Annotated in this window: 11 protein-coding genes; 5 read left to right on the plus strand and 6 right to left on the minus strand. The window is 65.4% G+C overall.

Annotated features, from left to right (window positions below; translation table 11 throughout):
• Positions 1–38: 38 nt before the first annotated feature.
• Together AT984_RS21480 and apaG are read right to left on the minus strand one after the other, a co-directional pair.
• Entirely contained in the window at positions 39–2,087 is a 2,049-nt protein-coding gene (locus AT984_RS21480; RefSeq protein ID WP_058721846.1) for a site-specific recombinase, read from the minus strand.
• The gene (gene apaG / locus AT984_RS21485) at positions 2,087–2,461 is read right to left on the minus strand and encodes a Co2+/Mg2+ efflux protein ApaG (RefSeq protein ID WP_058721847.1); all 375 of its coding nucleotides are present in this window, start codon (positions 2,459–2,461) and stop codon (positions 2,087–2,089) included. Before apaG ends, AT984_RS21480 begins: the two co-directional genes overlap by 1 nt.
• 64 nt (positions 2,462–2,525) lie before the next feature.
• Here apaG and AT984_RS21490 point away from each other — a divergent pair, with 64 nt between their 5' ends.
• From AT984_RS21490 to AT984_RS21510, 5 genes are all read left to right on the plus strand, one after another.
• Positions 2,526–3,149, plus strand: coding sequence for a DNA-3-methyladenine glycosylase I (locus tag AT984_RS21490; protein ID WP_058721848.1), 624 nt, complete (start codon positions 2,526–2,528; stop codon positions 3,147–3,149).
• A 159-nt stretch (positions 3,150–3,308) separates the two neighbouring features.
• Entirely contained in the window at positions 3,309–4,676 is a 1,368-nt protein-coding gene (locus AT984_RS21495; protein WP_058721849.1) for a glycerophosphodiester phosphodiesterase family protein, read from the plus strand.
• A gap of 166 nt (positions 4,677–4,842) precedes the next feature.
• Positions 4,843–5,526 (plus strand): ribulose-phosphate 3-epimerase, encoded by a 684-nt coding sequence (rpe, locus tag AT984_RS21500; protein ID WP_058721850.1) that lies wholly within the window; start codon positions 4,843–4,845, stop codon positions 5,524–5,526.
• 5 nt (positions 5,527–5,531) lie between these two features.
• A complete protein-coding gene (locus AT984_RS21505) occupies positions 5,532–6,047 on the plus strand; it encodes a low molecular weight protein-tyrosine-phosphatase (RefSeq protein ID WP_058721851.1) in 516 nt (171 codons plus the stop codon).
• On the plus strand, positions 6,038–6,838 hold the full coding sequence (locus tag AT984_RS21510) for an NRDE family protein (RefSeq protein WP_058721852.1): 801 nt from the start codon (positions 6,038–6,040) through the stop codon (positions 6,836–6,838). Before AT984_RS21505 ends, AT984_RS21510 begins: the two co-directional genes overlap by 10 nt.
• Before the next feature lie 6 nt (positions 6,839–6,844).
• Here the strand turns inward: AT984_RS21510 and AT984_RS21515 are convergent, their stop codons facing one another.
• From AT984_RS21515 to AT984_RS21530, 4 genes are read right to left on the minus strand one after another with little or no spacing between them, the layout of a single operon-like run.
• On the minus strand, positions 6,845–7,423 hold the full coding sequence (locus AT984_RS21515; RefSeq protein WP_058721853.1) for a TVP38/TMEM64 family protein: 579 nt from the start codon (positions 7,421–7,423) through the stop codon (positions 6,845–6,847).
• Complete coding sequence (locus AT984_RS21520; RefSeq protein WP_058721854.1) at positions 7,420–7,842, minus strand: VOC family protein; 423 nt, start codon at positions 7,840–7,842, stop codon at positions 7,420–7,422. The genes AT984_RS21515 and AT984_RS21520 overlap by 4 nt, the downstream gene beginning before the upstream one ends.
• 43 nt (positions 7,843–7,885) lie before the next feature.
• Positions 7,886–10,993 (minus strand): efflux RND transporter permease subunit, encoded by a 3,108-nt coding sequence (locus AT984_RS21525; RefSeq protein ID WP_058721855.1) that lies wholly within the window; start codon positions 10,991–10,993, stop codon positions 7,886–7,888.
• A complete protein-coding gene (locus tag AT984_RS21530; RefSeq protein WP_058721856.1) occupies positions 10,990–12,321 on the minus strand; it encodes an efflux RND transporter periplasmic adaptor subunit in 1,332 nt (443 codons plus the stop codon). Before AT984_RS21530 ends, AT984_RS21525 begins: the two co-directional genes overlap by 4 nt.
• Positions 12,322–12,336 lie beyond the last annotated feature (15 nt).

Raw genomic sequence — 12,336 nt, forward strand, 5'->3', positions numbered from 1 at the left:
ATCGGGATCAAGAATAAGCCAAGCCCGCTCTGCCCGCCTTAGGCCTTGTCTTGTGTCGCGGCTTCGGCTTTGGGCGGTAAGAAGAAGCTGCGCGGGTGCTGCCGCAGGCGCTGCCAGATCGCCGCAGTGACCCGCGAGCGATCAGCCAACCGGATGCCACGTGAACGCAGGGCCACCTTCAATGCCAGGTAGAAGCTCACGCCCAGATTGAGCAAGCCGGTGGCCGCAATGCCGGCCACACACCACCAGAAAGCGCTCAGGTGGAAGATGCCCAGGCCCAATGCACCGACGCTTGCGGCCAGCTGCCCGGTGGACAAGGTGACGTGGCGCACATCCAGCGGCAGGCCGATGAAGGCCAGCACCGGTGGCACCAGTCCCAGCATCATGCCCAGCGCCACATTGGCGGCCACGCCGCTGATGTTGTCGCGCCACCAACGTGCCCAGCGGGCCGCGCGGTTGGCACCCAGCCGGTTGATGATGCTGGGGTTCCAGGCGATGGCGCTTTCCAGGCGGTGGAACACAAACCAGTTTTCCACCCAGCCAGCCACCAAGCTGCTGGCGAACAGCAGCACGCCGGTGAAGGCGGCGAACAAAACGGTTGGCCCCAGCAGGGTCAGGCCGTGCAGGACATAGTCCGCCTGCGCCGGGCCCACCAGAGGGGCACCAAACAGGGCGCGCCAGAGCAGTTGCACGCCCAGCACCACCGGCGCCACCACTGCCAGATTGCCCAGGATACCGGCGATCTGTGAGCGGAATAGATTGGCCACCTCGTCGACAAAGCTCTCCAGCCCGCCTTCGGACTCGATGTGCTGCAGTTTCTGCGCCATCGCCGGGGCCGTCATGGCCGGCTGTTTGGTGGCCACGGTCCAGTGCAGCAAATGGATGATGAGAAAGCTCATCGCGTAATTGATGCCGGCCCAAAAGCCCGCCCACAGCGCGCTCAAGCCCAGGGCCATGACCAGGAATTTGACGAAGGTGGTGCCGGCGATGATGGCGCCGCCGCCAGCGGCGTGGCGCAGCATGACACGGTAGTCAGCGCGGTCGCGGGTGATGTAGTGCTCGCCGGTTTCGGCGCTGCGTTCCGCCACCTTACGCGCCAGCAGCGAGTAATGGCGGGCGAACAGGGTGCGGATGCTGCGCCGCTCATGCCCCACGCGAACCAGGGCAGCCAGCAGCCGTGCCAACTCTTGCTGCGGGTGCTCGCCGGCCAGGCAGTCCAGCAAGGCCTCGATGCGCTGGATGCGTGCCAGCAGCTGCTCCACCGAGAACATGATGTCCACCGAGACGCCGAACTGTTCCAGATGCTCGGGCACGCTATTGGCGGCCTTGCGGCAAGCGTCCAGCAGGGCGCGCAAAAAGGTCAGGGCTTGCAGCGTGGCTGCGCGGTCGTCGGCCTGCACGGCCAGGGTCAGCGCATCGCAGGCGCTGGCGAGTTGCTCGAAGGGTTTGGCGGTCAAGAGCGCCGTGCTCATGCGCCGGCGCAGCGTGCCGTTGAGGCCGGCGGAGCGCACCGCGCTGACCAGGGCGGTCAGGCCGAACAGCATGGGTTGCAACCAGGGCTTCGCACGGCTGCCGTCCGCTGGGCCAGCTTCAGGCTTGCCGACTTCCAGCAAGCGCTCCAGGCGCAGCAAGGAGTTGGCATCGATGCCCAGCAGCCATTGCTCATCGGACTCTTCGGGGAAGAGCAGCTTGAACAGTTCGGCCAGATCGTTGGTGTCGGCGGTGCTGGGCAGCAGATGCTGGCCCAGGCGGTGGAAGAACTCGGGCCAGAAGGCCACGCGCGGGGCGAAGCCCACATCCACAAAAAGGCTGGCCGCGTCCAGATCGCGCCAGATCGAATTGAGCAGGCGCGAGACCTTCAGCGCATGTTCGGGGTGGCGGTCCAGCACATTGAGCAGGTGCTTGAGCCGCAACAGCGGCAGCGGCGTTTGCACGGCGGCTTCCTCGCGCTCGGCCGGGTGGCGCAGCCACTCCAGCAAACGCGCCAGCCACAAATTGCGCGCCGCCATCTCCGCCCGTGGATCGGCGGCATTGAGCAGGGCGGTCAAATCCCAGGCAACGCTGCGGCGCAAGCCCAAAAGTGCCATCAGTGCAGGGCGCCGCTATCGGCCAGCATGAACTCGGGCACTTCGCTGTAGAACACCTCGGCGTCTTCGGTCACGCACAAAAAGCGCCCGCGCATGCTGCCTTGCTTGGTGCCGATCTGCGCCCAGCTGCTGTACTTGAAGCTCTGGCCCGGCGCCAGCAGCGGCTGATGGCCGACGACGGCCAAGCCATCCACTTTTTGCTCATGGCCGCGTGCGTCGATGATGGTCCAGTGGCGGCCAATCAGCTGTGCCGAGATGTCGCCCACGTTCTCGACCGTGATCGTGTAGCTGAAGGCGAAAACACCTTGCTCGGCTTGAGTCTGCTCGGCCAGTACTTCGACCTGGGCACTGCATTTGAATTGGGGGTTTGCCATGGCGCTGATTCTAGGGCGGGCGCTATGCTGCGGGCCAAAGCCCCTTCAATGCAAGCGCAGCGCCATGACTCAGCAAACTCTCTATCTCCCCCCCGACGGCTGGCCGCGTTGCCGCTGGTGCGCGGCCGCCGCCGGCGATGAAGGCTATCTGCGCTATCACGACACCGAATGGGGTTTCCCGGTGGCCACGGATCAGCGCCTGTTCGAAAAGCTGTGCCTGGAAGGTTTTCAGTCCGGCCTGTCCTGGCGCACCATCCTCAATAAACGCGAGGCCTTTCGCGCCGCATTTGCGGGTTTTGACTTTGCGCAGCTCGCACAGTTCGGCGCCAACGATGTGGAGCGCCTGCTGCAAGACGCCGGCATCGTGCGCCACCGAGGCAAGATCGAGGCCGTCATCAATAACGCGCAACGCTGCCTGGAGCTGGTGGCTGAGCAGGGCTCCTTGGCGCGCTATATCTGGCGCTTCGAACCGCACCCTGCCGACTTGCCCGAAACGCCGCAAGCCCTGACCGAGTCAGAGGCCTCACGCGCGCTGTCCAAAGACTTGAAAAAGCGTGGCTGGAAGTTTGTCGGCCCCACCACCATGTACGCCTTCATCCAGTCCATGGGCTTGGTCAACGATCACGCGCTGGGGTGTGTGACCCGCGAGCGGGTGGATCAGGCGCGGGCCGAATTCAAGCGGCCCTGAGTCGGGCGCGGTGGGCTCCGGCATGGGCTCAGGTCTTGCCGTGGCGCGGCGAGCGTTCCGTCGCCCGCGCTGAGCCTCGTCACAGGTAAGTACACACTGTCATCGCCGTTTCATCGAGGCTCGCCACACTGCCCGCATTCACAAACTTGGGGCGACCTCATGAAAAAGAACAATCTCAATGGCGGTGCCCGTGCAACCGCCCTGGCTGCCGCGCTCTTGACGGGCCTGGCCCTCAGCGCTTGCGGTGGCGGCGGTGATGTGCAGACGCCGCTGCCCACGCTGGGTGGGCTGGACCCGCTGGTGATCGGCCACCGTGGCCTGCCGGGCCTGTTCCCGGAAGAAACCGGCCCCAGCTACGAAGGCGCAGCCGATGCTGGCGCTGATTCGCTGGAGCTGGACCTGCACCTCACCAAGGACTGCGTGCTGGTGGCGCGCCACAACCCCTGGCTCAGCGACAACACCAATATCGCCGAAGTGGCCAAGACCAATGCCGTGGTGGCCGCGCGCAAGCGCACCGTGCCGGGCGTGCTGGTGCCGGTGAAGTATGACGCCGCCAAATTCGGCGGCCCGGCCAGCTATCTGAGCGACCTGACCAACCCGGCCGACCCGAAGTCGGTGCTGAAGTCGCTGGTGGTGGATGGCGAAGACCATACCAATGACTGGTCGATCAGCGACTTCACCGCCGCTGAACTGAAGCAATGGCTGGGCGGCACCAGCTACGACAACGCCGCCGACCGCGTTCAGGCCACGGCTCAGAACGGCAAATACCCGGTGCTGACCTTCCAAGAAGTGATCGACATTGCCGTGGCCAAGAGCAAGGCCAAGGGCCGCAGCATCAGCGTCTACCCCGAGCTGAAGAACCCGATCTGGAATAACGGCCAGGCCAAGGCCAATGGCTGCGGCAGCGGCGACCACGCTTTCGAAGACATCTTCCTCAAGCAAATCCGCGCTAACAATCTGGACAGCAAGGGCTCCGCCCTGCTGGTGCAGAGCTTTGACCCCGCCACGCTGAAGTATTTGCGCGCCCAGGGCATGAAGGCCACAACCGTGCAGCTGATCGACGGCAACGACGTCGACTACAAAACCGGCGCCATGATTTACGAGCAGCCCAACTCGGATCATTTCGTCTCCGGCCGCCCCTATAGCTGGACCCTGGCCGGCGACCCGCGTTACTTTGGCGTGATGCTCACGCCCGCCGGCCTGGCCGAGATCGCGACCTATGCCGACGCCATCGGCCCCTGGAAGCCAGAAGTGATGCTGCTGACCTCGCCCGATGGCAAGGGCGGCGCCAAGGCGGTCAACAAGGCCGTGCCCAATAGCGTCATTGCCGATGCGCACAAGCTCGGCCTGGCCGTGCATGTGTTCACTTTCCGCAGCGAAGCGGGCCGCCTGGCCGGTGTCTACGGCGGCGACCCAGTGGCTGAGTACCTGACCTACTTCCGTGCCGGCGTGGACGGTGTGTTCAGCGACTTTGCTGGCACGGCGTTCGAAGCTCGCAAGCGCTATCTGCAGGAAATGGGCCGCTGATCGGCGAGGGGCTTCTTTGAGGCCTCTTTGGGATTGAGAGTGACTCACCCAGGGCTTGCCACGCGGCAGGCCCTGAAATGGGTGGCAAAAGCGCGCTGGCGGGCGGGCTCATAGAATCCAGGCCTGCGTTCTTCGTGCCCATTCACTCCTTTTTAGCCGTCCCGCCATGACCACCAACTTCCGCATCGCCCCCAGCATTCTTTCGGCCGACTTTGCCCGCCTGGGCGAGGAGGTGCGCAACGTCCTGGCGGCGGGCGCCGACTGGGTGCACTTTGACGTGATGGACAACCATTACGTGCCCAATCTGACCTTCGGGCCGATGGTCTGCGAAGCCCTGCGCAAGCATTCGGTCAAGCCCGATGGCACGCCTTGCCCGATCGACGTGCACCTGATGGTGGAGCCGGTGGACGCCCTGGCCGTGGCTTTTGCCAAGGCGGGTGCCGATCTGGTGAGCTTCCACCCCGATGCGTCCAAGCATGTGGACCGCACCCTGCAGCTGATCAAGGCCGAGGGCAAGCAAGCCGGCCTGGTGTTCAACCCGGCCGAGCCGCTGGACGTGCTGGAATGGGTGATCGACAAGGTGGACCTGGTGTTGATCATGAGCGTCAACCCCGGCTTCGGCGGCCAAAGCTTTTTGCCCAGCGCGCTGAAGAAGCTGGAACAAGCCCGCCGCATCATCGATGCCAGCGGCCGCGACATCCGCCTGGAAATCGACGGTGGCGTCAAGGTGGACAACATTCGTCAAATCGCCGATGCCGGCGCCGACACCTTTGTGGCCGGCTCCGCCATCTTCGGCAAGCCCGACTACAAGGCCGTGATCGACGCCATGCGCGCTGAGCTGGCGCGCTGATCAAGATGCCTGCGGTCCTGCTGGTCTGCACGGCCAATCTGTGTCGCTCGCCGCTGGCCGAGCTGCTGATGAAAACACGCCTGCCGAGCTTCGGCCCCGGCGCGGCGCAGGCCTTTTCGGTGATCGAGTCGGCCGGCGTGCGCGCCGCACCTCGGCCCGGCCCCATCGACGCCCGCGCCGCAGCCGCCGCGCAGCGTGCCGGGCTCAGCCCCAACAAGAAATGGCGTTCGCGCCGTGTGGTGGCCGCGGACTTTGAGCGCTTCGATCTGATTCTTGCCATGGACAGCGAGAACCTGCGCGAGCTGAAACTGCTGTGCCCGGCCGCTTTGCATCCGCGCTTGCACCTGCTGCTGGACTTCGCACCCGGCCTGCATGGCCAGGAAGTGCCCGATCCCTATTTCGGCCCGGCCCATGGCTTTGACCATGTGATGGGCTTGCTCAGCCAGGCTGTGCAAGGCCTGGGTCAAGCCTGGCGAGAGGGGCGACTGACGCCTGAGGCCACGGCCCGCTCATGTGCCTGATCGCCTGGCGCTGGCAGCCCGGCACGGCCACGCCCTTGCTGCTGCTGGCCAATCGCGATGAGTTCTATGCCCGGCCGACGGTGCCCTTGCGCTGGTGGCCGGGTGGCCGCGTGCTGGCGGGTCAGGACTTGCAAGCCGGGGGCACCTGGCTGGGCCTGGGGGCTGGTGGGCGGCGTTTGGCGGCACTGACCAATTTCCGCGACCCTGGGCTGCTGCCCAGTGCGGCGGCGGCAGGCGCTGCGCAACCGCCTTCGCGCGGCGCTTTGGTCAGCGAATTTTTGCAAGACGAGTCCCTCAGCGCAGCCGACTACCTGGCCCAGTTGGCGCCGCGCGCGGCCGAGTTCCAGGGCTTCAATCTGCTGCTGTTTGATGGCCAGCAATTGCTGGGTTTCGAGGGCCGCGCCAGCCGTGGGCATCGCAGCGTCGTCCTAGAACCGGGCTTGGGTGCGGTGTCCAATGCCGGCTTTGACACACCCTGGCCTAAGCTGCTGACGCTCAAGTCCGCGCTGGCTCAGCGCTTGGCCGAGGACCATGCGGAGCCGGGAGGAGACGAGGCTTTGCTGGCCTTGTTGCGTGACCCGCGCATCGCGCCGGACGAAAGCCTGCCCGCCACCGGCGTGCCGCTGGACTGGGAGCGGGCTCTTTCCGCCATCTTTATCGCCACGCCCAATTACGGCACGCGGGCCAGCGCCTTGCTGCGCCTGCGGCAACAAGGTGGCTTTGATTTTCTGGAGCGCAGCTTTGACGCCAGCGGCGTGATCGGCATGCGCGAATTCAGGGTGGTGGCTTAGCCAGGCTTAGCTCGGCATGGGCAGATGCAGCCACAGCGCCAGCCGGTCGAAGAACAGGCTGTAGAGCGCAATCGGCAGCGGCAGGCCGATCAAAGTGCCCAAGGCATAGCTGCGCCATGGCACGCCAGACAGCGCCAGTGCCACATTCAGCGCCGGCACGGTTTGGAACATCAGGCGCAGCAGGGTCACGCTTTGCAGCGGATGATGGTCCAAGCGCGCAAACAGGCGCTGGCTCAGCCGGCCCTTGTTTTGCCAGGCGCGCAAGGCGTCACCACCCAGCCCGCGGATGAAGACAAAGCTGCTGAGGCAGGCGCAACAAGCGGCCAGATAAGTGCCCAGGCCACCCCACAGCGGCCCCAGGGCCAACACCGCCGCAGCCAGAAAAATCCAGCCCGGAATCTGCAGCAGATTGCCGGCCATGAAGAGCAAGGTGAACAGCAGCAGGCCCAGGCCTTGGTGACCATCAAACAGCGCGCGCAACTCCGCCAGGGTGAAGAGTTGGGTCGACAGGCCGCTGAGCTTGAGTGCTAGCCAGGCGGCGACCAGCAAGGCCAGCACCAGCAGCAGGCGCTGCTGGCGGCTCATGCCCGGCCTGCTTCAGTAGGCGGCGCGTCGGGTGGCGTGTGGCAAACCACGCAGAGCTTGTTGCCATCCGGGTCGCGGAAATAGGTGCCGTAGTAATGTGCGTGATAGTCCGGCCGCAAGCCCGGTGCGCCCTCGCAGCGGCCGCCGTGGGACAGAGCCAGTGCATAGGCCTGGTCCACCACCGCGCGGCTGTCGGCCAGCAAGGCCGTCATCGGCCCATTGCCAGGCTGCGCGGCCTGGCCATCGAAAGGGTGGCCGATCAGCAGCAGGGGCCGCGCCACGCCGGGGCTTTGCCAGCCGGCCCAGGGCCGCTGCCGCTCACAAAACCTCTGCGTCAGGCCCAGGCTCGCCAACACCGGTTGGTAGAAGGCGAGGGCACGCTCGAAATCGCTGACGCCGAGGAAGATGTGGGAGAACATGTGGCTGGCAATTCCTGAAAGCGCTGCGTTTTTCGGTGGCTTGTTACTGATGGGCCGTCATCCGGCCCGGCGCCACCTCACGCATATCCGGCCCCTTGCCGCTGAAGCGGTCCAGGGCCAGGTAGATCACCGGGGTGATGTAGAGCGTCACCGCCTGGGACAAGATCAAACCACCGACCACCGCCAAGCCCAGAGGTTGGCGCAGTTCGGCCCCGGCGCCCAGGCCCAAGGCAATCGGCAGGGCGCCCATCAGCGCGGCCAGGGTGGTCATCATGATGGGGCGGAAGCGCAGGATGCAGGCCTCGCGGATCGCTTCAGGCGGGCTCATGCCGCCGTTGCGCTGGGCGTCCAGCGCGAAGTCGATCATCATGATGGCGTTCTTCTTGACGATGCCGATCAGCATCAGGATGCCGATGGTGGCGATCAGCGTCAGGTCCATATGGAAGAGCTGCAGCGTGATCAAGGCGCCCACCGCCGCCGAGGGCAGGCCGGCCAAGATGGTCAGCGGGTGGATATAGCTTTCATACAGCACGCCCAGCAGCACATAGATCACCGCGATGGCCAAGCCGATCAGCAAGACCTGACCCCCTTGCGAGTCCTGGAACACCGCCGCATCGCCGCCGTAGCTGGTGATGATGCTGCTGGGGAGTTGCAGCGCTTTGGTGTAGCCGTCTAGCTTGGCGGTGGCGTCGCCCAAGGGCACATCGGGTGCGAGGTTGAAGCTCAGGGTGATGGCTTGCAGCTGCCCCTGGTGATTGACTGCCGTTGGGCCGAGCGCTCTTTGCACGCTGGCGAAAGCCGTCAGCGGCACCAGGGCGCCGTTTTTGCCGCGCAGATAGATCTTGTCGAAAGCGTCCTCGGTCAGGCGATCGGCGTCGCTGGCCTCCATGATGACCTGGTAGGTATTGCTTTCGGCGTAGATGCTGGACACCTGGCGCTCGCCAAAAGCGTCGTAGAGCGCGCTGCGCAGGTCTTGCATCTGCACGCCGAGCAGCGAGGCACGCTCGCGGTCGATGATCAGATTGGCTTGCAGGCCGCGCAGCTGGGAGTCACTGGTGACGTCGCGGAACAGCGGGTCAGCACGCAGCTTCTCTTGCAGCTTGCTGGCCCAGACATTGAGCTCGCCGGCGCTGATCGATTGCAAGGTGTACTGGTAGCGGCTCTTGCTCTGGCGCCCGCCCAGCTGCAGGTTTTGCACCGGGCGCAGATAGACGGCGATGCCGGGCACGCTGCGCAGTTTTTTGCGCAGGCCTTCGAGCACTTGCGCCATCGGCGGGCGCTCGCCACGCGGCTTGAGGTTGATGAACAAGCGCCCGGTATTGCCGGCGCTGCCGCCGCCGCCCCCGCCGCCCACGGCGGCCGAGACGCTGGCCACGGCCGGATCATCCTTGACCAAGGCGGCCACGCGTTCTTGCAACACCGTCATGGCGGCGAAGGAAATGTCTTCGGAGGCCTCGGTGCTGGCCTGGATTTGGCCAATGTCTTCTTCCGGGAAGAAGCCCTTGGGAATGCTGGTGTATAGCCAGGCACTCGCCACAAAGCTGGCCAGCGCCACGCCCAAGACCCAGCCGCGATGCCGCAAGGCTGCGTCCAGGCTGCGGGTGTAGGCGTTCAGCACGGCGTTGAAGCCGCGCTCAAACACGCGACCCAGCGCGTTTTCTTCCACATGCGCATGGGGCTTGAGAAAGCGGCTGCACAGCATGGGCACCAGGCTCAGCGAGACGCCGGCGGAGACCAGAATTGACAGCGACACCACCACCGCGAACTCGTGGAAGAGCAGGCCGATCACGCCGGGCATGAAGAAGATGGGGATCAGCACCGCCACCAGCGAAATCGAAATCGAGACGATGGTGAAAGCCATCTCGCGCGCGCCGCGCACGGCAGCCGCGAAGGGCTCCATGCCATCCTCAACGTGGCGGTGGATGTTCTCCAGCATCACGATGGCATCGTCCACCACCAGGCCCACCGCCAGGGTGATACCCAGCAGCGAGATATTGTCGAGGCTGTAACCCAGGGAATAGAGCAGGGTCAGGGCACCGATCAGCGAGATCGGCAGCGACAGTGTCGGGATCAGCGTGGCCACGGCGCGGCGCAGGAAGAGGAAGATCACCAGCACCACCAGGGCCACGGTCAGGGCCAGGGTGAAGTAAACGTCATGCAGGGACTCGCGAATCGAGATCGAGCGGTCGTTCAGCGTGCTCATTTGCACCGAGGCCGGCAGCTGGCCTTCGAAGCGTGGCAGCATGGCCTTGACCGCATCGACCACCTTGACGGTGTTGGCATCGGGCTGGCGCTGCACGGCCAGCACGATGGAGCGTTCCCCGTTGAAGTTGGAGAAGGACTTGACGGTTTCGAAGCTGTCCTGCACATCGGCCACATCGCGCAGGAAGACCGGCGCGCCGCCCTTGGAGGCCACCACGATGGCGCCAAACTCGCGCGCATTGCGCAGCTGCTTATTGGCCTGGATGGTCAGGGTCTGGCGGTTACCGTCCAGCACACCCACCGGCGTGTTGGCATTGGCGCCCTTGATCGCGGCCTGCAATTCTTCCAGGGTGATATTGCGCTGCTGCAGCAGCTCGGTGCGCGCCTTGATGCGCACCGCAAAACGCTTCTGCCCGTAGATGGAGACCTGGGCCACGCCGTCGATGGTGGACAGGCTGGGGGTGATCAGATTCTCTGCAAAGTCATTCAACTCCGAGAGATTGATGCTGGGTGAGGTCAGCGCCACCAGCAGCACCGGGGCATCGGCCGGGTTGACCTTGCGGTAGCTCGGCGGCGAAGTCATCTCCGTCGGCAAGGCCCGCAGCGAGCGGAACAGCGCCGCTTGCACATCGACCGCCGCCGCATCGATATTGCGGCTGGGGTCAAACTCCAGCGTCAGCGAGGTTGAGCCCAGGGTGTTGGTGGACGAGATGGTGCTCAGGCCGGCGATGGTGGAAAACTGCTTCTCCAATGGCAGTGCCACCGAGGAAGCCATGGTCTCCGGTGAAGCGCCGGGCAGACTGGCCTGCACATTGATGACCGGCGTGTTGTAGGACGGCAGCGCCGCCACCGGAATCTTGCCCCATGCCGCCAAGCCGGCGATGACCAGCGCGATATTCAGCAGCACGGTCATCACCGGCCGTCGGATGAACAACTCCGTCAAGTTCATGCGCCGGCCCCGGAAGCTGCCGAGCTGGCTGCGGCTGCTGGCGCCGAAGCCGCTGATGCAGCTGATGCAGCATTCCCGGCTTCGCTCGCCGCCTTCTTGCTGGCGGCCGCGGCGGCTGGGTTCAGCGCCGCAGGCTGGGCCTTGACGGCGGTGCCGGGGCGCAGATTCTGCTTGCCGTCCACCACCACCTTGTCGCCGGCCTGTATGCCTTCCACCACCGCCATCTCACCAAAGGTGTAACGCTGCTGCACGGTTTTGAGTTGGGCGTTCTTGTCGGCATCCACGATATAGACCGAGCGTTCGCTGCCGCGCTGGATGATGGCGGCTTGCGGAATCACGATGGCATCCTTGAGCGTGCGCAGCGTCATGCGCACCCGCACAAACTGGCCCGGCCAGAGCTGCTGCTGTCGGTTGTCAAACTCGGCCCGCACCTTGATCGTGCCGGTCGTGCTGTCCACCAGGTTGTCCACGAAAACCAGCTTGCCCTTGGCGCCGGCTTCAGCCTCCGCGCCCTTCGCTGCGCCGCGCCCGCCGGCCGGCGCGATTTGTACCTGCAGGGCTTCAGGGGCGCTAGCGCCCGCTTTGCCCGCGCCGCGTGTGGCAGCCAGCAAGGGCTGCAACTTCGATTCGGCCAGGCTGAAGCTGACGCCAACGGGATCCATCTGCGCGATATTGACCAGCGGCAGCGCGCTCGCGCTGGCCTGCACCAGGCTGCCGGGGAAGACGCTGAGCGCGCCGGCCCGGCCGCTGATAGGGGCGCGCAGCTCGTTATAGCTCAGTGCCACATTGGCAGACTGCACGGCCGCTTCGTCGGCAGCCACCAGGGCGCGGGCGGCTTCGGCATTGGCTTGCGCCGTGTCCACTGCGCTTTGGGCGATGAAGTTCTGGGCCTTGAGTTCTTGGGCGCGCTTGAACTGGCGTTCGGCATCGGCGGCGGCGGCGCGGTCGCGCAGCAGCTGGGCGCGGGCGCGTTCCAGATTGGCGCGGTCGGCGCGGTCGTCGAAGCGCAGCAAGACCTGACCCTTGCGCACCGTGTCGCCGTCCTTGATCAAGACTTCTTTGACGGTGCTGGTGGTCTGCGCCCGCAAGTCCACACTGGCCAGCGAGGCCACTGTGCCGCTGGCTTCCAGATTGACCGGCACATCCTGCTGCTGCGCCTCGATCACACCGACCGCTTGCGGGCCGCCCTTGCCGGCGCCGGCCGCCGGGCTGGAGGCGGCGGTGGGGCCGCTGGTCGTGGCACTCGGGCTTTGGGATTTCCACCACCAGCCGGCGGCGGCCAGGCTGATGAGAGTCAGGGACAGGATGATTGTTTTTCTGCTGCGCATGCTGGGGCGAGGTCG

Source organism: Paucibacter sp. KCTC 42545 (assembly GCF_001477625.1).
GTDB lineage: Bacteria > Pseudomonadota > Gammaproteobacteria > Burkholderiales > Burkholderiaceae_C > Paucibacter_A.

Coding starts and splice junctions, on each gene's coding strand:
- AT984_RS21480 (WP_058721846.1), bottom strand. CDS start 2,087: ATGGCACTTTTGGGCTTGCGCCGCAGCGTTGCCTGGGATTTGACCGCC.
- apaG (WP_058721847.1), bottom strand. CDS start 2,461: ATGGCAAACCCCCAATTCAAATGCAGTGCCCAGGTCGAAGTACTGGCC.
- AT984_RS21490 (WP_058721848.1), top strand. CDS start 2,526: ATGACTCAGCAAACTCTCTATCTCCCCCCCGACGGCTGGCCGCGTTGC.
- AT984_RS21495 (WP_058721849.1), top strand. CDS start 3,309: ATGAAAAAGAACAATCTCAATGGCGGTGCCCGTGCAACCGCCCTGGCT.
- rpe (WP_058721850.1), top strand. CDS start 4,843: ATGACCACCAACTTCCGCATCGCCCCCAGCATTCTTTCGGCCGACTTT.
- AT984_RS21505 (WP_058721851.1), top strand. CDS start 5,532: ATGCCTGCGGTCCTGCTGGTCTGCACGGCCAATCTGTGTCGCTCGCCG.
- AT984_RS21510 (WP_058721852.1), top strand. CDS start 6,038: ATGTGCCTGATCGCCTGGCGCTGGCAGCCCGGCACGGCCACGCCCTTG.
- AT984_RS21515 (WP_058721853.1), bottom strand. CDS start 7,423: ATGAGCCGCCAGCAGCGCCTGCTGCTGGTGCTGGCCTTGCTGGTCGCC.
- AT984_RS21520 (WP_058721854.1), bottom strand. CDS start 7,842: ATGTTCTCCCACATCTTCCTCGGCGTCAGCGATTTCGAGCGTGCCCTC.
- AT984_RS21525 (WP_058721855.1), bottom strand. CDS start 10,993: ATGAACTTGACGGAGTTGTTCATCCGACGGCCGGTGATGACCGTGCTG.
- AT984_RS21530 (WP_058721856.1), bottom strand. CDS start 12,321: ATGCGCAGCAGAAAAACAATCATCCTGTCCCTGACTCTCATCAGCCTG.